Here is a 24,044-nt window from a genome sequence, read left to right on the forward strand (position 1 = left end):
TGGCCATTGCCGAAAGCTGAACAATGTGCTGCTCACTCTTTCTCGGTTGATTTAATATTATCTCATTGATATTATTGTTTTTAATATGATTTTAGTGGTAAGTGCATCCCTTAAAATCGTAAATTCTTTAATAATGTTGAGAGAATCAAGGAAATCACGCTACTATTTGTGTCTAATACTATTGGTTTTTGGCTAAAGGTGCGTGAGTGAGATTGGTGTTGAAATGAGCAATAATAAAAATATTGGACAGCTATTTACAAGTCAGGCTATTAATGCTGTTGCAGATGGCGATTTTTCCTTACTCCATGAGTTAATAGGTAATGTTTTAACTCCTAAATTTTTTCCTGTTAAAGTATCCGAAATATTCGATATAGCATTTAAGAAATTATCACATGAATATAAATCAGAATATTTTTTCAAAAATATTATAGCAAACGAAGTATTTTTGAAAAAACATAAAAAAAATGAAGCTGTAATGCTTTCTGAATTTCGAGTTGGAACAAATAAAGCTGATTGTGTAATATTAAATGGATTATCAACTTGCTATGAAATAAAAACGGAGTTAGATAATCTAAAGAGATTGCCAGAACAATTAGATTCATACATAAGCTTATTCGATAAAGTTTATGTTGTAGCAGCAAAAACTCACATCGAAAAAATAAAACTAATCGTTCCAGAAGCTGTTGGTATCATTGAACTCACAGATAAAAATAAGCTGGAAGAAATTAAACCTGCGTTAACCATCAATTCTGAAATTAATCCAAAATTAATGATTGGTTCAATGAGAATTGCAGAATATAAATTTATGGCAGAGGAAATATCAGGGGATAAAATTAACCTACCAAACATGGATGTATATTCTTTCTGCTTAGAAATATTTGAGAACACAGATTCTTATACCCTAAGAAAACACTTTCGTAACTCGCTGAAAAAACATAGGGCTAATGATATTAGCTTCATTAATACGCTACCTAGATCACTAAAATCATCGGCAATTAGCTATAGTATTACTCAGACTCGTCAGAGATCGCTGACAAAAATACTATCAAGCTACATTGAAAAGGATGATATATGTACTTCCCTTTACTGAGAGGTAAGCAGTACGAGTTGATAGCATTAAAAGAGTTATCAACTATTGTTCCTAACGATCTTTTTAAACCGATAATTGAACCCGTACGAAAAAATCTCAAACAGCTCGAAGTTGCAGTTAAGTTATTGAATAAAAACAAAATTATACCAATTATAATTGTTAACTCTGAAATAGGTGAATTAAAAGGTAATACAAATAATTTTATTAACAATCTATATAATATTAAAGGAATATCATTCATGCCGTGTATTAAATACATTGATGATATTCAAGAATTTGATAGATTGAATGGTATTATAAATGGTGAGAAAGCATCCTATGTTGAGAGTGGGGTAACCAAAGAGCTAGTTTCTCGTTTAAAAGTGTTTTCTATTAACATTATACCTGAAGGTTCTCCTAATATTGTTTTACAGCAGTTATCCAATATAGTATTAATGGATGATCCCTTTAAAAAGAAAAAAAGGAACGCTGACTATCCTTCTAATTCATATTTTTCGGACTTGCATGTAAGGTATTCCGGAGTTCATAATTCAGTAATTGGTTTTGGTGATTTTAATATTGCGGGTTCAGATTACGCTGAGTCTGGCGGCCCTGCATACGTAGTGACTATTCATGTGAGCTATCTAGATAGTAATGAATTTGACGCTATGTCAGTTAGACATTTTTCTTCTGTAGATGATGGAACTCCTTCGAATCCATCAGGCAAATTCCAGCAAGCTTTAGAAAAACTTGTATTGCACGATCAAAATTTTCCTAAATTTTTTGATAATACATCAGGCCTAAGAGGGTTCAAATCATTGCATGCGCGAAGACATTACCCTGGATTAGGTCAGGTTAAACAATTGTCAATGCAACATCATATTGAAACGATCTGTAACTTCATCGCAGTCTAGTTTTGTAATATATTTATAAATATGTGTATGATAGTGACTATCATAATAGGATTTATCATCATTTCAATACATTAACTGCTAATCATGATCCTTGTTGAGTGCGGGATGAATTATGAAAAGCTGATTACAAAACAGGCATTTCGGAAAAACCTGCTGCGGAAAGAATAAATCTACGACGACTGGTTGCCTAAATGTAACAAACCTACAGCGATTCAACCTATCTCAGACCGGCAACAGCCGGTCTTTTTATATCTGACCAACACCATGGGGTGAACAATTCATTGTTCACCCTTCACCGTATATTCACCCTGTATCATTATGAAATTATTAATAAAAAACCAGAGGTGAACAGAGTGAACAGTAAAACCCAAAAAAACTTTTTATCCCCACGCGCATCACCTGACCGGACACATCCAGACGATCAAAAATCATAAAGGTGAAGAGTCGACTGTTCACTCTTCACCAACTCATCACTACCTAACCACATGATATAAAATGATAAATAACCGAGGTGAACAGTGTGAACAGTTAAATGCAAAAAAACTTTTTTATGACACTCTTGTCCCGGTTAGGTTCCGAGTGACGGATCCTAACCGAAAAGAAGCTTTAACACTTATTTAATGAGTCATATCAGTTAGCTAGGGTGAAGCGGGGGTGAAAAAATGGTTGGGGGCACAAATGGGGGCATATGTCATGGTTTGTTAAATTTAATTTTTATTTTTCATTTAGTTAAGTTATGTTTCGAGTCCGGCCTTCGCTCCAGGATCATATAAATGAACCTCAACTGAGATCTTTTTTATGTCTAAAATCCAGAAGTTACCTACCTTTCTCGGTTGAGCGCTGTGTTTTTTCCGTTGTTATCAGAATGCTAACTGTCAGTACAGAGCCGACAGACAAAAAGTATGTCTGCAATAATGTCTTGAATGTACATATAGTTGCGAGCATCATCGCAACTATGTGCTCATGAATTCTTCAATGTAATGACCTCTGACAAAACCCTAAAGCAAGCGATATCAAATATTACTATTTGGCGCAAAGGCGAACAGCGAGCGCCGCATAAGCCGTTATTGCTGTTATATGTTCTCTCGCACTATCGGCAGGGGCACGATCGCCTGTTTGATTATGGTTCTGAAATTCATGAGCAATTGCTGGATTTGCTGGAGCGCTATGGGCCACAGCGCCGTGAACAGCGCCCGGATATGCCGTTCTGGCGTCTGAAGGGCGATGGTTTCTGGGAATTGCAAAACGCGGAATTCTGCTCAACCAGCGGTAGCCGCCAGCCGCCCAAGCGCGAACTCATTGAATATAATGTTGCTGGTGGGTTTGATGCCGTCAATTTCGCGCTGGTAATAAAAAAACGTAAGCTAATCGACACGCTGGCGCAGCAGATCCTTGAGGCGCATTTTCCGACCAGTATTCAGGAAGACATCGCTGACGAGATGGGTTTTGATATTCGCACCTCTCTCCGTCAACGCGATCCGAAGTTCCGCCAGGCGGTGCTACGAGCTTACAATTATCAGTGTGCGGTCTGCGGCTTCAATATGCGCCACGACAACGCCCCTATAGCCCTTGAAGCAGCCCATATCAGATGGAAGCAGCATCATGGTCCTTGTGAAGTACCTAATGGCCTGGCGTTGTGCGCAATCCATCATAAAGCGTTCGATCGTGGTTCGATTGGTCTGGATGAAAATATGCGCGTGGTGGTTTCCGACGCGGTGAATGGTGGCGGAGTGGTACAGCGGCTGTTCTGGGATTTTGCGGGGAAAGAGATCGCGTTGCCGCAGATGAAAGAAAATTATCCGGGTGAACGGTTTGTGGAATGGCACAAGAGGGAGGTGTTCAGAGGAGGACATTGATCTGGGGGGATTTTGAGTGAGGTATACGTTATCTGCTAAAAACAGAATCACATCAAAGGCATCAAAGTAATCGGCCACGGTTCTCGCACTATGGTCTGTAGCGCGCTGGTGGAGTCATACCTGTAGTCAATCGACGCGTAGAGCGCCAGATGAACCATCACGAGCGCAAGCGGGATTCATAAGGTGCGGCACCTTAAAGAGCACGGGGAGATTGTAAGCAACCCGATATTGCTGGCTTTTGCTTAGCTTGCTGACGGGATTCGTCGTATGAAGCATGAAAATTACCTCATGTTTTATATAAGGATTCGACACTATATCAAAACCGGTAACTCTCAATCTTTCAAAGCTATGTGTCAGATCAGGTCGTGATAAGACACATAAATTTAAAAATCTATATATCTGGCCAGATAGACTTTTTTATAACAGCTTTATAAATTAAACAAATCTGCCATAGAGACAGATTTGTTTAATTTATAATTAGAGGTTTGCAACGTTATGATATACTTTTTGCACATCATCATCATCTTCAAGGGCATCAACAAGTCCTTCAAAGATTTCTAAATCTTCTGGTGAAAGTTCAACTTCTGATTGAGCAATCATTTCTAATTCTGTTGTTGAAAATTCAGTAATTCCAGCGGCTTTTAGCGCTGCGATTCCTTTATGCAGGTCTGTCGCTTCAGTATAAATAACGATGTTCCCTTCTTCTTCGGTTACATCACGAACATCAACTTCAGCATCAAGCAAAATTTCAAAAATATGGTCAGGGTCTGTTCCTTTAAATACAATCACTCCAGTATTGTCAAACATATAGCTGACAGCACCTGCCGCTCCGATATTCCCGCCTTTTTTATTGAAAATTGTGCGGATATTAGCAATCGTACGGTTAACATTAGACGTCAACGTTTCAGCGATAACCATTGAACCATTTGGTCCAAAGCCTTCATAACGCCCTTGCACGAACGTTTCATCTCCGCCACCTTTGGCTTTATCAATGGCTTTATCAATAACATGTTTTGGAACCTGTGCTTGTTTCGCACGTTCAATAACGAATTTTAAAGCTGAGTTTGATTCCGGATCTGGTTCACCTTGTTTAGCCGCAGCATAGATTTCTACACCAAATTTTGCATATACTTTAGACGTTGCACCGTCTTTAGCCGTTTTTTTAGCAACAATATTTGCCCATTTACGTCCCACTGGAAACATCTCCTCAAAAAATTATTTACATTAATGGCAGGTTAATAACCTGCATGTTTTTCTACCGCATTATATCATAATATATAAATTCTCGTCTATGAGAAATAAAAACATCCGGCTTTTACGGGGGATTACTTTGATTTTAACAATAGCTAATATGGTGGATAAGTCATTTTCTAATTTTCTTCTGGTTCTTTTTTTATTCTTAATAATTGAATTGCAGCAATAACGTCTTATTGATGGTGGTTTCGCTCATCAGGTGAGGTGGAACGCTTGCACGTCTTGCGACATATTGTGGCAGAAACTTAATGGCGAAATTAAGAGCCTATCCCATTAGGGCTATTTTACTTGCCATTTTGGACCTGGGCAGTGCTCAAAATCCTCACGTACTACGTGTACGCTCCGGTTTTTGCGCGCTGTCCGTGTCCAAACTGGCTGCGCCAATAACGCCTGGTGGGATAGTCTCTAAGACGATATTTTCCCGCCTTGAGCCGCGTTAATTTGTTGCATACTTTTAAACGGAGGTATACCTCTTGTAGGCTATACCTCCTGCTTCACGTTATCGCGCGATTAACGCAAATACGCCCCAGCCAAAGTATTCTCGCGTCCAGGTGACGTGACGTTTGGGGGCTGCCGTCAGTTCTGTTCGAACCTCTTGCGCAAACTCATCGTTAGGGTTTTCCTCCAGCCAGCGGCGCATAGTCATCCACTTCGCGGCTTCATATCTGTCCCAGCCTTGCGGGTCCGCCAGCACCATTTCCACTACGTCATAGCCGAGTTGGTCGAAAAAGGCGACCAGCTCGGGCAGGGGGCGAAAATCGGCGACGGATGAGACGCCACAGGCGTGGGCGATCTCTTCCGTTGCGGGGATCCGACGCCAGTACGGTTCGCCGATGAGAATGAGCCCGCCAGGTTTGAGGCTTTTGGCCAGCAGATCTATTGTCCCCGCGACACCGCCCGCAATCCAGGTAGCGCCTACGCAGGCCGCCACGTCATATTTTTCCTCGTCGATATAACCGGCCGCGTCGTTATGAATAAAATGTACGTATTCACTGACGCCGAGCTCTTCTGCACGTTGTTTTGCCTGTGTGGTGAAGAGCGGGCTTATATCAATGCCAGTACCTGTAACACCGTAATCGCGAGCCCAGGTGCAGAGCATCTCACCCGAGCCGCTACCGAGATCGAGAATCCGCGTGCCTGGCTTCATGCGTAACGCATGGCCCAGTGTGGCGTACTTTTCCGCTGTAAACGGATTATGGATACGGTGTTCGCTTTCGCTAATGGTAAAAATACGTGGGATATCCATTGGGTTATTCCTTTTACTGAGGGCAATATCCTCAGAAGTGGATGCTTTTTCAGCCAGCAGCGCAAACAGCTTGCCTGCAAAAGTCTCGCCGACCGGCCAGGCGTGACTGTCCGGGCGCTGCAACACAGTGAAGCCAGCATCACCAAGCAGGCTGATATATTCATCATCGCGCCAGGCCTTCATTTGACTGCCGAAACGGGTGGTACAGCCGTTTTCCGCTATTGCCCAGAACTGCGTTGAGCTGGTTTGGGCCTCTTCATCCCAGGCATTTTCCGTTAACAGCAGATGAGGCACGGCAAGAAACAGGCCGTGCGGACAACGCTGCCAGCCTGGCTGCGCCATGCCCTGGCGTTTAACTTCATCGAAGGTATGCACTTCAACAAGCAGTTTGCCGTCCGGTTTCAACCACTGCGCGCAATGACTGATGAGGCTTTGCGCATCCGCAGCGCTAAAGACATTCAGTTCCCCAAACGTCATCATAATGAAATCAAAAGGTTCCGTGGGGTGGTATGTACGAATATCTTGCTGAATGTAGTCAATATTCAGGTTTGCGGCTTGCGCCTGCTGGCGAGCCCATGTGATGGATGCCGGAGAGAAATCTACGCCTGTGCAGTGAAACCCACGCTCCGCTAACAGGCGGGTATAAAAACCGGGTCCACAGCCGAGATCCAGAATGCGGGCGCCAGCGGGTAACAGACGGGTAATCCATGTTACCTGTTGCTCAATCACGGTTAGCCGACGGCTGGCCCAGTCGTGGTCCTGCGACAGATGATTTTCCAGCATGCGTTGGCTGAAGGCTGGCTCGTCCCAGGGGATTTTGCCTTCATCGGGTAATAGCCGAATGCGATGCGTTGCAAAAATAACGGCGCTGATATCCATCATCATCTCCTTAGCGATTGTCAGGCTGGGCGCGAACGTTGTTCAGCCCGGTTGTATTAATGCGGTAGGGCTGACCATTAACGGATTTGATCAGCTTTTTGGTTTTGAGTTTTTTGAATACAGCGAGCGTGCAATCGGCGAGCAACAGCCCTTCGCGGCTATAGCACTCAACGGCGGTGACGCGGCCTGACGCATCGCGGATGTGCGTAATGCGTCCGCCTTTGGCGAGAACGTGTAAGGTGCGTTGTTCCTGACGGGATAAATTCATACTGAAGAACCTGTTTAATCATCATAGGCAAAACGTGCAAACACACTGCGGTGTCCGCATTCGATTTCGGCGCATTGATAATCAGTCCGGCCTGAAAAGGTCGGGGAACTGATTATCGGATGATGACATTCTCCAGCATCAAAGCCTCGGGTTGAGTTGAAAGGTATTTACGTCGTGAATGATAACACCTGTTTTCTGTAAGTGAATAACCGGGAGTGAAAAGTGTGATCTCAAAGGGAGGCTCATGACGTTTAACGTATCAGATGAATAGCTCCCGCAATTACCATAATAAATATTGATTAAACTCATATACCCGATAATGACCGCTTTGATAGTCTCGACGTATCTTTTTAGCCATTGACAGGGTTGTTGCGTTGGAAATCTTTTTTTAACCCACTGAAAAATATCACTTAAATATTTTTCATGCATAAACATTTATGGTCCGCTGAGTTCGGATCCGGTTTTGTATGGGTTAAAAAAGGTACGTTATGAAAGTCATATGGACTGTCACTCCTGTGGGGTATCAGCGCATAGCGAAACGTTGCCCTTCATGCAGCGTAAAACGGGATTTCACGCCTTCTGGGGCATTTCGGGTTAATTCGCAAAAGAAGGTACTCGATGTCTGGAGTATCTATAAATGCACACACTGCGATTACACCTGGAATATCTCCCTGTTCTCGCGCCTGCCAGTCAGCAAAATTAACCGCGATCTTTATTGCCGACTGATGGCGAATGATGCTGCCACGGTGCAATATTTTGCTTATGACAACGCGATCCTGAAGCGAAACAATGCTGAATTATCGGGGCAGCCTGATTTTCACATTCAGGAACAGTGGCTGGTCAGTATCGCCTCCCACAAGCAGGTCAGTATTAGCGTCAGGATTTCCCGTTCTTTTCAGGTCAGCCTGCTGTCGATTTTGAAGAGGCAACTCCTGTTAAGCACAGCCGAAATCAAGAGACGGATTGAAACAGGGCAAATAAGTGGCGTCACGATGAAAATGCTTAAATCGCGAAAACTGAAGAATACGAAATATGATTTGCAGCTCTCTGTTGAAACACTGTATGACCGGCGAAGGATTGTTCTGACCCGTCTATAAAAACAATAAGCTCACCTTACGTTTAAGTGTGCTGGTATGGCAGTGACGTAACGGAATGAAAGCAGGGCTAAGGGACAGGTGAGCGTTAGTTGAATAACCCTGTCTGTGGCATTCAGTGAAGGCTGAATGCCATGAATAATCCAGACGTTTTCGCACCAGTGATGATCAGCAGAATGACAAAGGGCGATGGGTTACAATTATCTGTAGAGTAAATAAATATTCACTCAACACCATTAAAAAATAAGAAAAAATGGCTCATTGTTGAGCTGATATTAATACCTGAATCACTGAATTAGAGTAATGTGAAGCTATCCATAGCGTAATCTGTTCTGTTGCGGTTAAAGGGGGAGGAATGCACACCTTTAGACCATACTCACTAAGGCATAGCGATCTGTTATATGAAGATATTCCGTTAGAAATACGCGAGCAAATAATATTATTGATTATCAATACGCTAGGAAATTGCTCCTCTTTTTATGATATGACATTATACTGCTATCATAATAGTCATTCTGATGAAGTTTATCGAAGAATATGTAAAACGTTGCGCAAAGAGTATGGCTTATTCACCTTATATGCGCATTCAACGTCATATCTGGATGAAATGAGTAATCTGTTATTAAAAACAGATGATAAAAGAAAGCATATTGATACCATTGAACTTGCTTTTAACTATATAGATACCTACCTTCGGATCTATGAAGTTACGCTTGGGTTAGAACCGGATAAGGCGATTAGTGAATTAAATAATCTATTTCATGAGCATAGTTTAAAATATCGCTATGAAAATGGTAGAATTGTAAGGTTGCGCAGAATAAAACGGCTTAAAAACATATGTTATTATTTGTACTCCCCTGGAGAGTATGGCTTTGTCGAATATGATCTTATGGAAGCGTATAATCGCCTGATGCTTAATGATTTTGCCTGTGTCGTAAAGGAATGTCATGCAGCCTTCAGAAGCGTTCTTCTCAGAATTCATGAGAGAAAAGGTATCGTATATCATGAACAAGATAGTTTAAATACACTAATGGCTAATCTGATGGCGAGAGGCGTTATATCTGCTGAATATGTACATAAATTTCATTTTTTAAGTGACGTGCTGGAATCAGAAATATTTCTGCCGATGGCGCCAGAAAAATCGCATCATCACTACGCAATGATGCTCCGTATCTCTGAAGAGTTGGCCTGTAGTATTTATTATCTTACTGAGCGGAGTATATTTTTTCTTACCCAGCGGGCTGAAGAAGATGGTGCCGCGCCATAATAATGATCGCGCTGTCGCTCAGTCAGACTGCATCATCGTTATTTGAATTTGTTCAGACGTCGGAATTTTTTGTTCTGCCGTCTGTTTTTTTAGTGATGAGCTGTTCAGTGCAATAATAAGGGGTACAGTACGATGACTGATTTTTAAACTGCATATCATCTGTGTCGCATTTACTCATGGGTATTGGGTCAGGGAGAGAGAAGAATGAGTACTATTTTAAAGCCTTTTTTATTGGCGGTAACCCTGATGTTAATCTTAATAAGGCCTGGCTTTGCAATAGAGGATGGAGCGATAACCATGGTTAAAACCTACAGCGCTTATGACTATTTGCAGACCAGAGTGCGGTTGATGCACGCTGTCGCCGATCACGGTCTGGTGTTATTTGGGGAATTTGACCATGCCAGAGCGGCACAGAATGTTAACCTGAAAATGCCGCCGACAACGGTTCTGGTCTTTGGCAATCCTAAAGGCGGAACGCCTCTCATGCTGGCGCATCCCGAACTGGCGCTGGATTTACCATTTCGGGTGCTCATTAGCCAGCAAGCCGATGGGCGAACGTTAGTCAGTTATCATCCCGCTGAAACGCTGCAACGTTATGGTCTTGATGCCGCAGCCATACAGACTTTGAAAAAACTGGAACAGCTCGTTGAAAAAAGTCTCCACTAAAGCTGAAAATCGGGCGATGTGTTTGCACAAGTGATGTCGCGAATAAATGCGCTCACATCGTCCATTACCTGATGCGATAAGGCGGCATCGAAGGTGGCGCTATCAGCATCACAGAACCCGTGCCGCGCATCGTACATTTTACACTGCACCCGGGGTCGCTTTTCCAGCGCCTGTCGCATGGCGAGGGGATCAAACGCCGGCTCATAACGCGCGATAATAACCAGTGCCGGACAGAGAGGCGCAAGATGAAGGTACTGGCGTATACGGGAACCGTAATAGCAAATGACGCCATCGCATAACCCACTGGCTGCACTTAGCCATGCGAGCGTTGCTCCGACGCTATATCCTACGACGATTAACGTCTCATACTGCGTTCTGAGATCGTGGAGTAACGTGGTAACGACGGCGGGATCAAAGCCGACATTTGCTGAAAAGTGACGGTAAGCCTCCTCCTGCTGTTCATAGCGAAAGGGGGTATGGTGAGGAAACAGCGCGGGAATATAGATGTCGAATCCGCGCGTCATCCATTCATGGCCTGCGCGTTGGATATGAGCGTTAATACCATAAATTTCATGCAGAATAATCGCTGCCCGGCGATGGCGGCTCGCCAGACTGGAGGTGTTGCTCCCCCCGGATACGCCTGGGGCGAAAAACACGGTGTCTTTTATCATAACGCGTTCTTGATACAAAGAGAGCGGCTGGATTTTCGCCGATCACGCTATGTCAGAGGCATTGTTCCTGTCAATGTACAGACACATTTTATGGCGTGATTTTTGGTTGATAAATTTCATATTGGTAAACCAATATGCTGTTTATATTCAGGCATCAGGGCTAAAGATGGAACATCAGTTGTGTATTGTCTACTGCCTTTCCTTTTATCTGGTTATCTGGCTTCACTAGCGAAACGGGGCGCATTATTGTTTTGTTGGTTGACCAGTTTCGCGTTTTTGGTGTGCTACGCGTGCTATCCCTCTTTACAAATGCTATAGTCTGATACCGGGAAATCGCATCGGACGGGCACGACCAATATGAAATCAAACACTTCTCAGCAAAGACCTTACCAGGAAGTGGGCGCAATGATACGGGATCTGATTGTTCAGACGCCGTACCGCCCCGGGGAGCGCTTGCCGCCGGAAAGAGAGATCGCTGAGAGGCTCAATGTGACGCGTACCGTCGTGCGTGAAGCGCTGATCATGCTGGAAATTAAAGGTCTGGTTGAAGTCCGCCGCGGCGCCGGGATCTACGTGCTCGACAGCGCGGATAATAACGAGATGGAAGGCGCTGACGTCAATCACTGTAATGATGCCGGGCCGTTTGAACTGTTACAGGCGCGTCAGTTGCTGGAAAGCAATATCGCTGAATTTGCCGCTCTGCAGGCCACCCGCGAAGACATCATTAAAATGCGCCAGGCGTTACAACTGGAAGAGCGAGAGCTCGCCTCCAGCGCGCCGGGCGGCTCAGAAAGCGGCGATATGCAGTTTCATCTGGCCATTGCCGAAGCGACCCATAACAGTATGTTGGTAGAGCTCTTCCGTCAGTCCTGGCAATGGCGTGAAAATAATCCGATGTGGCTCCAGCTTCATAGCCATCTGGGCGATACGCTTTACCGTAAGGAGTGGCTGGTCGATCATAAGCAGATCCTCGCGGCGTTAATTAAGAAAGACGCCCGCGCAGCGAAGCTGGCGATGTGGCAGCACCTGGAAAACGTGAAGCAGCGTCTGCTGGAGTTTTCCAATGTTGATGACATCTACTTTGATGGCTATCTGTTTGAGTCATGGCCGCTGGACAACGTTGATGCCTGATTATACCTGGAATAGCGTGGGCAGACCCAGTCCACGTTTTACTTCCTGTAGCGTCTTTTGAGTGACCTCATGCGCCCGCTCGCTACCTTTTTTCAGCAATTCCATTAGCATTCCCTTATCTGCAATAAAGGTTGCCCGCCGTTCGCGTATTGGCGCGATCAGTTCTTGCAGGCAGGTCTCCAGCTCATTTTTACAGACACGGTCGCCTAATCCGCCTTGTTGATAATGTGCTTTCATCGCCGCGACTTTGGCTTTATCCGGATGGAACGCATCCAGCCACGTAAAGACGACGTTACCTTCTATTTTTCCCGGATCGCTAATTTTTAAATGATTGGGATCGGTGTACATCGCGCTGACCGCACGGTGGATGGTCTCTTCGCTGGCGGAAAGAAGCAGGGTATTGCCGAGCGATTTCGACATCTTGGCGCTGCCGTCAATGCCGGGCAGACGGCCCGTATCGCTCAGGAGCGCCTGACAGGGTCGCAATACCGGCGAGGAGAAAAGACTATTCATCTTATGAACGATCTCATTCGTTTGCTCAATCATGGGCAATTGGTCGTCGCCAACCGGTACCATTTCGGCCTTAAAGGCGGTGATATCTGCCGCCTGGCTAATGGGATACGCCATGAACCCGACCGGCAGGGAACGGGTAAAGCCTTTTTGGGCAATCTCATTTTTTACCGTAGGATTACGCTCCACTCGGGCGACGGTAACGATATTCATATACAGCACCGTTAATTCGGCGAGGGCAGGTAACGCGGATTGCAGGCAGATCGTCGTTAGCGCGGGATCGATGCCGACGGCCAGATAGTCAGCTAACACTTGCGGAATATTATCGCGGATTTTTTGCGGATTACTGCCGTTATCGGTGAGTCCCTGCAGGTCGGCAATCAGGACATACTGTTGGTGATCCTGCTGTAGCGCGACGCGCTGGCGCAGTGAACCGACATAATGGCCGAGGTGCAACGAGCCGGTGGGGCGATCGCCAGTCAGAATGATGGGAAGGGTGTTCATTAAGGACTCCTTTATGCTTACTGTAAAGCCGAAAGACGTCCCGAAACACAGTAGCCGCCTTTCGGCGGCTACTTAAAGAGGGATAGTGATCCGTGCCGCCTTCAGGAAGGCAGCCACCAGCGGAGATGACGTTGCGTAGCGTTGGATCGTTTCGTGTTCATGTGATCTAACGTATCACGACTAAACGTAAGGGTAAAGCGGCTGGCGTGTCGTCCGGGCATAAAGTCATATCGCCTGAACAGAGAACATGTTACTGACTTTGAAACGCGATTTTATAATTTGCTGTCCAAAAGTACGTGGCGCTGAAAGGCGCATTTTTGATGCAAATCATTTATTACTGTGATAACACTGCGCGCGATAAAAATATTAAATATATTCACATAGTAAATATGTTCTATTGGAATGGTTGTTTTCGATATGACAAAAGTCTAAAAAACCCATTGATGTGAAAAGGAATAAGAATTGTCTATATTCCGATTCTGTGTAATTAAGTAATTTCTCGGATAAAAATAAGAAATGATATTGATATTTCTTTTTTGATATGGTTCTTATAGCGGCTATGGTTATTCAGGAAACGATGCTTGAATGCCAGGCGTAATAGATTTCAGGTCAGTAGCGCTATTGTAAAATGGATTGTTGATGGCAGAAGGTATTTAGCAAGAATCCAGTTATAGCAGATTGTCGGTATTTAATCTGGTATACAGAGACACCAACGAAATGGCTGGAAAATGGAACGTTCTTTCATTGTTGGCGTTCCGTCCTTGTCAGCCTGCTTTGCCGCATGATAATCACGGAGGGGGGATGGACGCCATCTATTTAAAACTGGACGGTATTGAAGGCGAAAGCCGGATCAAAGGTTTTGAAAACCAAATAAAACTTATTGCTTACAACCACAACCCGACGAAACGGGAGTCCGGCGAAGCGAGAGGGACATATATTGGAGGATTGACGCTGACAAAGCCTGTCGATCTTGCTACGCCTGGCCTCTATGAGCACTATTGTAACGGGAAAACGGTGAAAGAAGGCGTGCTGACATTATGCCGTCGTGATAAGGGCGCAATGCTGCCATTTATTATTTATACGCTCACCAATGTGCGGATTTCACGCATGAGCAATCATGGCGACGCCGAAGGCAGCGCCACGGAGACCGTGGATTTGGTTTATAGCCATATTCGCTGGGATATTCCCGCATTAGCGTCGAAAAGCAAAACACGGCGGCCCCTTCACCGACAGGCGCTGTGGCGATGAGGATAAAACAAGCGTGCGGACTCGCAGTGGGCAATGCGGTGTAGCGAAATGGCATTTAGCGGCTTGCGAAGGTCGATGAGCGCACATGTAACCAATCGATTGCCTGAAAAGGCGATAACGCGTGGTCCTTACACCCGTTATGATTTTTACGCATAGCCGCTAATAAAACGGCATTTTTTATATACACATCAAGTTGATAGTGTGTTTCTGACCTTGACGTAAATAAGCGGGAAAAGCGATGAAACACACCATTGGGATACTGGGGGGGATGGGACCTGCGGCAACGGCGGATATGTTGGAAAAATTTGTTGAATTGCGACATGCCAGTTGTGATCAACAACACATCCCGCTCATTGTCAGCTCTATCCCTGATATTCCCGATCGTACAGCATGTCTGTTATCCGGCGGGCCTTCGCCATACCGTTATCTGGAGCGTTATCTGCATATGCTGGAAGACGCCGGGGCGGAGTGTATCGTTATCCCATGCAACACTGCGCATTATTGGTTTGATGATTTACAGAACGTCGCGAAAGCGCGAATGATCAGCATTCTGGACGCTACCCTGGGGGATATTCCGCCATCGGCGCGGCACGTTGGTCTGCTGGCGACCAATGCGACGCTGGCGACCGGGTTATATCAAAAGAAAGCTCTGGCGCGGGGGCTGACGTTAATTCAGCCGGAAGACGCGGGGCAGGCGTTGGTAATGCAGGCTATTTATACGCTTAAACGTGGCGATAAAACTGCGGCGCAAGCGCTGCTGCTGCCGCAAATCGATAGCCTTATTGCCCGTGGCGCGCAGGCAATTATTATGGGGTGTACCGAAATTCCGCTTATTGTGGCCGGACATGAACGCGCGATAGCGTGCCCGATGATTGATTCCACAGCGTCGCTGGTGCGCGCGGCGATTCGTTGGTATGAGTCCTGGCCGGACACCCGCGCCTCTTTGACCGGGGAACAACGCCTTACCGCCTGATGTGTTTACAGTGCGGCCTGAAGCCCACGCAGGTCGCGCCAAAATGTTTCGGCTACCTGACTCATGCGGGTATTCATGCGATAAGCATAAGCCTGGATCGGGATAACCAGTTCGTCGGCATCAAGCACGATCAGGCGCCCGTCAGTAATCTCCTGACGGATAGCATACTCGGGCAACCAGGCGATTCCGCAGCCGTCCATCGCAACCTGTTTTAACAATTCACTCATCGAAGAGACGAAAAATGTACTGAAACTCAGTTCAGCATGGCGAGTCAGGGTACGATTTATCAGCCGGCCCATATAGGAGTTCTGACTGTAATTAAGCAGGGGAAAGTGCGGCTGCTCAAGCGTATAGCGCGGCTCGCCCCGGCCATTGTTGGCGCAAACCGGAAACAGTCTCGACTCAAACAGGCGGATGTTATCAAACGGCGCTTGTTGCAGGTTTTCATCGTGATAAGAAAAGATAAAATCGCTTTGTCCCTCACGTAACATATCCACCGCCTGGTCGACATCTATCGCCTCAACGGCGTAGGTAAACTGCGTCGGCATCTGCTTAACGATGGTCGGCAACAGGCCGAGGGAGAGCGAGTGGGCGGCGGCAATCTTGATTTTACGCAGCGTATAATCGCTGCCGCCGCGCAGTTCGGTCAGATTACTTTCCAGTTGCTGTAACAGGTGGCGAACCTGGGAGTGAAAGATTTTACCCTGTTCGGAAAGCTGTAGCGGCGAGACCTGTCGGTTAAACAGTTCAACGCCCACGGCATGTTCCAGGGCGCGAATCCGCCGGCTAAAAGCGGGTTGCGATACGTTGCGGATAATGGCGGCCTGAGAGAAATTGCGGCACTTTTCCAGCGTCAGAAAATCATACAGCCATTTTGTCTCAATATTGTGCAAACCTGCTCCAGTTACATCCATTTACCGTTATCCTGTCAGCCGCCCGAAAGGGCATTCTACGTCCATTCGGGCGGCTGACAACCGCTTATCCCGTCCTCTTTCAGAATGCCGTGATGGGGCAGCCTGAAACTAGCGGGAATTACGCCGGTTCAAAGGTACCTTTTACGCAGGCTTTCCCCTCATTGACCATGCGTTTGCCGCGCGCATACACCTGCTCAATGCGTAAATCTGCGCTAAAGACGAGCAGATCCGCATCGTTACCGGGACGGATTTCGCCTTTGCCGTCCAGACTGAGGAAGGCGGCTACGCTGGTCGTCAGCGGACGCAGAGCATCGGTCAGGCTGAATCCGTAGTGGTTAACCAGCGTCTGCAACGTCTCCAGCAAACTTTCGAAGCCCGCGACGCCGATGCCCGTCAGATTTCCGGCAGCGTCAAATAGCGGCTGGCTGCCGTTGCCGTCTGAACTGAGCGTCACCCGGGAAAGCGGGACGCCGGCTTTTATCGCTCTGGCAATGCCCTCCGCCGGCGCGACAGGATCCGGGATACTGGTGGTAATGTCGATTACGCCGCCTTTAAGCGCAAACGCCAGCGCCTGCTCGAAAAGAGATTCGCTACGGTTGACGTGGGTAGGCAGCAGTTTACCGATCGGCACGTCGCTGTGTTCCAGGATGTCATACAGCGGCTGTAACCCTTTTTTGCTGCTGCCCATATGAAAAACGCTGACACCGGGTTTGCCGCCCAGCAGGCCGCCAACGCGTGATTCGGCGGCCATGCTGGCGAGTTGATTCCCGCCGGGCGCGGCGGAACGGTGGTCGGAGACTGCGCATTTCACGCCAATGACGCGATCGATCAGCGCGACGTCTTTTTCTACCGAGCCAGTAATGGTCGGCGACGGAACGTGATAAGCGCCCGTGAGCATCCAGGCGGTGATCCCCTCCTCATTTAGCGCTCGCGTTTTGGCTAACAGCGACGCGGGATGACGGCTAACGGAGTCGGTGCCAAGCAGGCCGACGACCGTTGTTATCCCGGCTTCCGTCAGGCGGCTCAGGGAGACTTCCGGCGTCCGCGTCGTCGGCCCCGCTTCGCCGCCGCCGCCGATCAGATGAACGTGTTGGTCGATAAAGCCCGGGCACAGCATACGACCGCTAAGATTAATCACCGTACAGTCCGGTACGATATCGCCGGGGATGTCAGCGCCGACGGCAATAATTTTGCCATTCGCGAGTAGAACATCGCAGATGCCCCGGTCTTCTGGCGCAAACAGGTGCGCACCCTGTAATAAGGTAAACTCCGCGGCGGATAAATCAGGCATGATAACTCCTTATTAAACAATAAGCTGCATGACCCAGATCGACAGCAGCGCATTGATGGCGCAGACTGCGATAATATGCGGGTAATATTTGGCGTTGACTTCGGCAGTACCGAGACAGCGGCCGACATTCTGTACCGGGTTTCCCATCAGGTAAATGGCGGGCAGTAGTACGGTAACATCGTGGCCGCTTAGCGCGCCGGCGGTAGCCAGACTGGCCGCCACGCCAACGGCGCCGCCCATACTCATCAGCGAAGCCAGAAGCACCGTAGCCGCTTCGCCGGGAAGCCCCCACAACGCCATCACGGGCTGGCAGATATGGCCTACCCAGTCGAGCAGACCGGTAATTTTCAGCGCCTGAATAATGACAAATGCCATGACCACATTGGGTAACAGGTTGGTCGTGGCGATGGTAAAACCGCGGCGTGCGCCATCGATAAACATATCCATGACATTCTTACGTACCTGAGTCGTCATGATTGGGCTCCTTGCGCAGGGTGACGGCGTTCTTCGATGTTAATCCAGACGCGCAAAAGGTTTGCGCCGATAAATTTGAATAGCAGAATGACCACCAGCGGAATGATGACTGACGTCCCCAGAAAGGCGAATACCGCAACGCCGGAGGAGAAATAGTTGGTGATAATAGCGCTGCCGCTGGTCTGCCAGGCGGCAAAAATCACTTTATCGCGTTCTGTGATTTCGCCTTCCTGCGCCAGCTCTTTGGTCATACCCGCCGCGGCGTCGGTATTTTGCAGGTTGGCGATCAGCGCCAGTGAGCAAATGCCGGGAATGCCAAGCAATGGTTTCAGGATGGGTGTCATCAATTGCTGCGCCGCCCGCAGACCGCCCAGTCCATCCGTAATCGCGATGATACCCAGAGAAAGGATAACCGACGGCGCCAGCTCCAGCGCAAAAAGGAAGCCATCTTTCGCGCCCGTTCCGCCCGCGCCGCGAAAGGTCTGCGTACTGGTCACATGACCGAATGACCCGTTGAGTACGGTAAAATCAAAAACGCGCCACCAGCCTTCGCTTCCGGAAAATACGCCGGAAAAGAAAATAATGGTGAGAAAAAACGCCAGGTATCCCTTTATCCCGACCTTTTCTGTATCAAGCGGCATGGCCGCCCCGTCCACTTGTTGCGCCATAGCGATCCCCGAATTTTTTTGATGATGTGTTGGTTGTAGCCACAGGCCAAAAAGCCCGAAACAGAAAGACCTTATCAGCCATAAGGGTAAGGACAAAATGCAAGTATGTATCGTGCTATGCGTTTCTTGCATAGCAGCGCGAAAAATCACCATCTTCGCTACTGCCGGAGGCGCGGGGAACCGTGGACGGTATAACGCGAGGTAAAAAAGCAAAGAAACAGGTGTTGACGAAGACCGGAGCCGGGAGCAGGAAAAAGAGGAAATAAATTTGACGTTAGTCAATTTCACGCCACTTAATTATCGTTGTTAAAAAATAGGATTTTTTAACCTAAATTTTACTTTTTACTGTAATTTTTCACGCCTTAAGAGGAATTGTCACGGTCAGGTCAGTAGCCGCTGATGGGTCAGTTTGCGTCCTAAGAATCCTACGGGCAGGTAATAAAAAACGAATCATCTAATTAATTTCATGATGTGATTTATTTATAATTGTGATGATTTGAAAGGGCGCGATAATCATCATAATGGGATATATAGCCAAAATAATTCGAGTTGCTTAAAGGCGGCAAGGGAGTGAGTCCCCAGGAGCATAGATAACGATGTGACTGGGGTGAGCAACGGCCCGTCAGGGCGAGGCCTATGGATGGGCCGGGTAATCCGTAGCCAACACATAAGCCACTTGAAGTATGAAGGGTATATAAAATAATAGGCAGATTGATAACACCAAAAACCATAAAATAAGCATGGTTTTTAGTGTCATTTTTAACTTGAAATAACGTGTTGAGGATGTGCTATTAAAAACAGATCCGCATTGCGCCGCGAATAGCGTTAAAGATACAACCCGGTGCGGAGAGCGCGAGTTTACTCTACCGCTTATTCACGTATCACAAACCGTTTTTGTTTTATCTGCTGCGCGGCGCTGATCAGCGCGGCAAAAAAGAGCGCCGCGGCGCCGCAAAGCGTGGCGTTGATAATTGCCGACGCGCCATTGCCTGACAGACTGGCGGCGAGCGGACCGAGAATTTGCCCAATACCATACGTTAGCGTCACCAGGCCTAGCAAATTAATATTACCCGGCGCGCTGAGCTGTCGGGCAAGCGGCATCACCAGCGAGGTTGTGCCCATAAACGTGGCGCCAAAACCAATACTGCTCAGTATTAACAGCAACAACGAGTCGCTGGCGAGAGACAGCAGCACGCAGGCGCTCTGGATCAACAGGTTCGCGGTCAGGCATGGCAGGACGCCCCAATGTTTTGCCGCCCACAGCCAGCCGAAGCAGCCGGGAATGATCGCCAGGCCGACCAACGACCAAAGGTGCGCCGTGAGTAGCGGAGAGCCCGCGCTTTTCGCCATCAGCGGCAAATAGGTAGCGACAATGATGTAGCCGAATCCGGCGAAACCATACAACAGCGCCAGTTGCCACCAGGGCATAGGCTGATTTTCGATTCTTGCTAAAGGCGCAGGCGGCAGTGCATGAGCGCGGGGGGGAATCAACATTGCCACGATTAATAGCAATATACCGGCGAGTGCTCCGGCCCCCAGCCATAGCGAATGGGCCGAAAGCGCATAATGTAAACCGCCAATGACATATTCGTTACCCAGTGCAATCCCGGCCCCGACGCCGGAAAAGAGCGCGGCGATCACAAACGGATGGCGGGTATGATGCAACACAATCATTGATCCAAAAATCATCATTCCCGCACTCGCGACACCTGCCAGGAAGCGCACCAACATGACGACCGCGGGCTGAGTAAATATCGCCATAGACAGAATAAGAATACCGGTGGCGACCGCCGAAGCCAGCAGCATGGGGCGAAGACGAGAGGGGAGATGAAAAAGGCCAAAGGAAAACAGTAAGCTTCCCGCCAGGTACCCTGCATAATTGGCGCTGGCAATCCAGGAGAGTTGGTTAAACGTTAGCTGCTTTTCCGCCAGCATTACCGGCAGCATGGGCGTATACAGAAAGCGGCCAACTCCCATCCCCAGCGTCAATACCATCATACCGAAAAGCGCCGTAAAAATGGGATGGCGAGGTGAAGCGCTCTGAGCATGAACCATGGTTTTTCTCTTTGCTAAAGTAAGGCAGGAATGCCGAATTGTTGTTGTAAATGATAATAAAAAGTAAAATTAATGTTTCAAATTTGCAAGAAAAGAAAGTGAAGCGCAGGCGAATAACGGATTGAGAAGAGGGGCATCGGTGGGAAATGGCATTAAATTAATGCCTCCCACGTGCGGGGTTTGGCAGTTAATCTGAACGAGAACGGCGTTAAATACTGAGCAGTGCCGGTATTTGCGACAGTAAATATAACACCAGACCGATAGCGCCGCCGACCAGCGTGCCGTTCACGCGGATAAACTGCAAATCTTTACCGATATTAAGCTCAATCTGCTGCGACATATCGCGCGCATCCCAGCCTTTTACGGTATCGCTGATGTGGCGCGTCAGGAAGGCGGCGAATTCCGGTGCGACCCGGTGCGCGGCCTGTTCCAGATGACCGTTAAGCGAGGCGCGTAATGCGTCGTCGGCGATCAGCGTCTCGCCAAACCATTGTCCGGCATGAGCGATGCGCTGCTTTACCTTCGAGTCTTCGGCGTTGATATCTGTTTTTAACCACTGACGTAGATCCGCCCAGATCTCGCCGAGATAACGGTTAAACGCCTCATCTTCCTTCAGGTAACTTTTAATGTTTTCTGCCCGGGCAGCCATTTCCGGATCATGTTTAAGTTTATCGATCAGCTTATACGTCGCGCGATCGAAGGCATGACGAATCTGATGCGCGCGGTCGTGACTGATATCATCCAGCAGAGAATTTACCGCGTCGGAGACCAGTTCAGCGCTGTGTTCTCCCAGCCATTCGGTCGGCAGAATCTTCGCTTTTAACGGATGCTCGGTCTCCAGCCAGCGTATGATCTGTCTGGCGATAAATGTTCGGGAACTGTCACGCTGTAACAGGGCGATAAGCTGGGCGATCAGCGTATCGAGTAACACCTGGTGACGATCGTTTTTGGTCATGCTTTCCAGCATCAGGGCGCTGGTGCCGGAAAGATCCACTTTATCAATCGCTTTATGTACCGCTCGCTTGAGCAGCCGCTGAATACGGGCGTCATCGGTCAGTTCCAGAAAGCCGCTCATAATTTGCAGCAGATGCTGCCCGACCCGGATGGCGTTGTCCGGCTGGCTGAACCAGTTTCCGATAAGCAGCGCGGGTTCATGGCGGCGGATTAGCGCGATCAGCGACTGCGTATCAAGGAACTTCTCCTGCACAAATTGCCCAAGATTTTCGCCGATTCGATCTTTATTACGGGGAATAATCGCCGTATGTCGTGAAATAAACGGAATGGGAATGCGGCGAAACAGCGCCACCACGGCAAACCAGTCCGCCAGCGCGCCAACCATCGCCGCTTCGGCAATAGCTTTTACGCCCAGCACCCAGAAACTGGGCGGCAGGAAAAGCGTGGTCACAAACGTCGCGGCGGCTATCAGCAACAGTGAGAGCGCCAGGCGTTTGGCGCGTTTGAGTTCGGCGATTTTATTCATAGGGTTAAGGATAGAGCCAGACGGCAGGAACGTGTAAAAAACATCAGATTATCCTGTGCCGGATAAGCCTCTATCCGGCAGAGTAGTTACTTCTCAGCGGCCAGTTCTGCCGCCTCATGCTGGCGTACGCGCTGTAATAGTGTCGCCAGGGTGAAGACCACAATCACCCCGGCCACCGCTGCCAGCAGGTGAAACGGCAGTCTCCCGCCGTGAAACCACAGCCAGCGGCCAACTTCGACCGACACCGCCATCACCGTCAGAATCACCATGTTCAGCGAGGCCGAAACCGTCCCTTTTGGCAAGTTGTTGGAGAAAAGCGTGAAGCGAAACAGCGTCGGGAAAATCATGCCAATGCCGAACGCGTACAGGCTGGTGCCCAGCACAGACCAAAGCCAGACGTGCGGCAGAAGAAGATTACCGAGGAGTAATGTCGCCAGCCCGCTTAACTGGATTGGTACGGCGCGCCAGATAAAACGCGGTCGGGTCGGATCTTTCACCAGGCGCACAACGATCATATTGGCCACGATCACCGCGCCGAATACAGGCACCTGCGCCCAGGCGAATTGCGAAGTACTCATCCCGCCGGCATCGATCAGGATCACCGGCGACACCGCCACCCAGCTCATCATCGGGATATAGCTCAACGACAGCGTCGCCGCCCCGGTGAGAAAAATCGGGTTGCGAAACACATTACGAAAATCGCGCAGTACGCTCACCGCACTGAACGGCACCGCGCCGCGTTGCACCGTTTCTGGCATCGCCAGCAGCAGGCCGCACAACGCCAACAGTCCCATCACCGCAATAATACCGAACAGCACCTTCCAGTGAACAAAGTGCATCAGCGCGGCACCGGAGAGCGGGCCGATAACCGGAGCGACCAGCACAATGGAGGTAATAATCGCCATCAGCTTAATGGCTTTGGTTTGACCGAAAGCCTCCTGTACCGTGACGTAGCCGACCGTTGCGATAAAGCAAATGCTGGTGCCCTGCACAAAACGGGCAACCAGAAACTGCGTCATTGAGGTCGTCAACAGCGTTGCCGCGCAGGCGAGAGTAAAAATTAATGCCCCTGCGATCAGCACTGGCCGGCGGCCAATCCTGTCGGATAGCGGCCCCAGAAGCCATTGCAACGCCATTCCGCCCGCCAGATAGAGACTGACCGAGGCCGGCGCAAGACTGACGTCAGCATTAAAATCGCGCACGACGTTAATGATGCCAGGCTGAATCAGATCCGTCGTCAGATAGGCGGCAAAATCGTACAAAATCAGCGCCATCGGGAAAAATAACGTTGTGGCGCGTTGGGAGAAAAACTGAATAATCCGTTGCATAAAAAATGCGCTCCATGTCGGAGAACCCCATGATGGGACAGCGAAACTCAATACCGTCATCGTGACGTCAGGCAGGCGATGGAAACAGCGGCTGCGGATGTACTGAATTTCATGTAATCAAAAACGCTGCCGGTGAAAACACAGACAGGAAGAGACGCGTTCTGAATCTCGTCAGAACGTGTGGCGATTACAGATAACAATCAGCACATCACACCTCGGGAAATTTACGTTGCACGGAAAATATACACATTAAGTGTAATTAAATTTTGATGTTAATCAAAAGA

General features: G+C 48.1%; 21 protein-coding genes. 9 read left to right on the top strand and 12 right to left on the bottom strand.

The genetic code is table 11. The features are described from left to right. Positions 1–202: 202 nt before the first annotated feature. The 3 genes from NA389_RS05410 to NA389_RS05420 all read left to right on the top strand — a co-directional run bounded on the left by NA389_RS05410 (position 203) and on the right by NA389_RS05420 (position 3,839). A complete protein-coding gene (locus tag NA389_RS05410; protein ID WP_001672564.1) occupies positions 203–1,090 on the top strand; it encodes a sce7726 family protein in 888 nt (295 codons plus the stop codon). Continuing rightward, entirely contained in the window at positions 1,072–1,983 is a 912-nt protein-coding gene (locus NA389_RS05415) for a sce7725 family protein (RefSeq protein ID WP_000273847.1), read from the top strand. Before NA389_RS05410 ends, NA389_RS05415 begins: the two co-directional genes overlap by 19 nt. Positions 1,984–2,963: 980 nt before the next feature. Further along, entirely contained in the window at positions 2,964–3,839 is an 876-nt protein-coding gene (locus NA389_RS05420; protein WP_000199876.1) for a phosphorothioated DNA-binding restriction endonuclease, read from the top strand. A gap of 477 nt (positions 3,840–4,316) precedes the next feature. On the opposite strand, the gene NA389_RS05425 is transcribed toward NA389_RS05420, so the two are convergent. The 3 genes from NA389_RS05425 to NA389_RS05435 all read right to left on the bottom strand — a co-directional run bounded on the left by NA389_RS05425 (position 4,317) and on the right by NA389_RS05435 (position 7,486). Continuing rightward, positions 4,317–5,033, bottom strand: coding sequence for a YebC/PmpR family DNA-binding transcriptional regulator (locus NA389_RS05425; RefSeq protein WP_000532939.1), 717 nt, complete (start codon positions 5,031–5,033; stop codon positions 4,317–4,319). 559 nt (positions 5,034–5,592) lie between these two features. Then, entirely contained in the window at positions 5,593–7,224 is a 1,632-nt protein-coding gene (locus NA389_RS05430) for a class I SAM-dependent methyltransferase (protein ID WP_077905970.1), read from the bottom strand. A gap of 4 nt (positions 7,225–7,228) precedes the next feature. Continuing rightward, positions 7,229–7,486, bottom strand: a complete 258-nt coding sequence (locus NA389_RS05435) for a YjhX family toxin (protein ID WP_001054380.1) — start codon at positions 7,484–7,486, stop codon at positions 7,229–7,231. 488 nt (positions 7,487–7,974) lie between these two features. On the opposite strand from NA389_RS05435, the gene NA389_RS05440 reads away from it, so the two are divergent. From NA389_RS05440 to NA389_RS05450, 3 genes are all read left to right on the top strand, one after another. After that, the gene (locus NA389_RS05440; protein ID WP_000864854.1) at positions 7,975–8,583 is read left to right on the top strand and encodes a DUF1062 domain-containing protein; all 609 of its coding nucleotides are present in this window, start codon (positions 7,975–7,977) and stop codon (positions 8,581–8,583) included. Positions 8,584–8,935: 352 nt separating this feature from the next. After that, a complete protein-coding gene (locus tag NA389_RS05445; protein WP_000556767.1) occupies positions 8,936–9,847 on the top strand; it encodes an STM4504/CBY_0614 family protein in 912 nt (303 codons plus the stop codon). 204 nt (positions 9,848–10,051) lie between these two features. After that, entirely contained in the window at positions 10,052–10,513 is a 462-nt protein-coding gene (locus tag NA389_RS05450; protein WP_031607708.1) for a DUF302 domain-containing protein, read from the top strand. On the opposite strand, the gene NA389_RS05455 is transcribed toward NA389_RS05450, so the two are convergent. Then, entirely contained in the window at positions 10,510–11,184 is a 675-nt protein-coding gene (locus NA389_RS05455) for a dienelactone hydrolase family protein (RefSeq protein WP_000588703.1), read from the bottom strand. The two genes, NA389_RS05450 and NA389_RS05455, sit on opposite strands and share 4 nt — an antisense overlap. Before the next feature lie 357 nt (positions 11,185–11,541). Here NA389_RS05455 and uxuR point away from each other — a divergent pair, with 357 nt between their 5' ends. Beyond that, the gene (gene uxuR / locus NA389_RS05460; protein ID WP_000841654.1) at positions 11,542–12,315 is read left to right on the top strand and encodes a Uxu operon transcriptional regulator; all 774 of its coding nucleotides are present in this window, start codon (positions 11,542–11,544) and stop codon (positions 12,313–12,315) included. Here uxuR and trpS read toward each other — a convergent pair whose 3' ends face one another. Then, positions 12,316–13,329, bottom strand: coding sequence for a tryptophan--tRNA ligase (gene trpS, locus NA389_RS05465; protein ID WP_001094611.1), 1,014 nt, complete (start codon positions 13,327–13,329; stop codon positions 12,316–12,318). Positions 13,330–14,046: 717 nt separating this feature from the next. Here trpS and NA389_RS05470 point away from each other — a divergent pair. Then, entirely contained in the window at positions 14,047–14,577 is a 531-nt protein-coding gene (locus NA389_RS05470) for an Hcp family type VI secretion system effector (RefSeq protein ID WP_000907671.1), read from the top strand. A 238-nt stretch (positions 14,578–14,815) separates the two neighbouring features. Beyond that, positions 14,816–15,550: an aspartate/glutamate racemase family protein gene (locus NA389_RS05475; RefSeq protein ID WP_000683247.1), complete on the top strand. Its 735-nt coding sequence runs from the start codon at positions 14,816–14,818 to the stop codon at positions 15,548–15,550. Between the two features lie 5 nt (positions 15,551–15,555). On the opposite strand, the gene hypT is transcribed toward NA389_RS05475, so the two are convergent. The 7 genes from hypT to mdtM form a co-directional block, all read right to left on the bottom strand. Next, the gene (gene hypT / locus NA389_RS05480; RefSeq protein WP_000383509.1) at positions 15,556–16,464 is read right to left on the bottom strand and encodes a hypochlorite stress DNA-binding transcriptional regulator HypT; all 909 of its coding nucleotides are present in this window, start codon (positions 16,462–16,464) and stop codon (positions 15,556–15,558) included. 118 nt (positions 16,465–16,582) lie between these two features. Further along, positions 16,583–17,755, bottom strand: a complete 1,173-nt coding sequence (gene iadA, locus NA389_RS05485) for a beta-aspartyl-peptidase (RefSeq protein WP_001113063.1) — start codon at positions 17,753–17,755, stop codon at positions 16,583–16,585. A 12-nt stretch (positions 17,756–17,767) separates the two neighbouring features. Beyond that, on the bottom strand, positions 17,768–18,229 hold the full coding sequence (locus NA389_RS05490; protein WP_000211979.1) for a YjiG family protein: 462 nt from the start codon (positions 18,227–18,229) through the stop codon (positions 17,768–17,770). After that, positions 18,226–18,897 (bottom strand): nucleoside recognition domain-containing protein, encoded by a 672-nt coding sequence (locus tag NA389_RS05495; protein ID WP_000068757.1) that lies wholly within the window; start codon positions 18,895–18,897, stop codon positions 18,226–18,228. The genes NA389_RS05490 and NA389_RS05495 overlap by 4 nt, the downstream gene beginning before the upstream one ends. A gap of 870 nt (positions 18,898–19,767) precedes the next feature. Beyond that, the gene (locus NA389_RS05500; RefSeq protein ID WP_000233266.1) at positions 19,768–20,952 is read right to left on the bottom strand and encodes an MFS transporter; all 1,185 of its coding nucleotides are present in this window, start codon (positions 20,950–20,952) and stop codon (positions 19,768–19,770) included. 208 nt (positions 20,953–21,160) lie between these two features. Further along, positions 21,161–22,432 (bottom strand): DUF445 domain-containing protein, encoded by a 1,272-nt coding sequence (locus tag NA389_RS05505; RefSeq protein WP_001033026.1) that lies wholly within the window; start codon positions 22,430–22,432, stop codon positions 21,161–21,163. Between the two features lie 86 nt (positions 22,433–22,518). Further along, a complete protein-coding gene (gene mdtM, locus NA389_RS05510; protein WP_001188918.1) occupies positions 22,519–23,760 on the bottom strand; it encodes a multidrug efflux MFS transporter MdtM in 1,242 nt (413 codons plus the stop codon). Positions 23,761–24,044 lie beyond the last annotated feature (284 nt).

This window comes from Salmonella sp. NW645, assembly GCF_051703725.1.
In the GTDB taxonomy this organism is placed as follows: Bacteria; Pseudomonadota; Gammaproteobacteria; order Enterobacterales; family Enterobacteriaceae; genus Salmonella; species Salmonella enterica.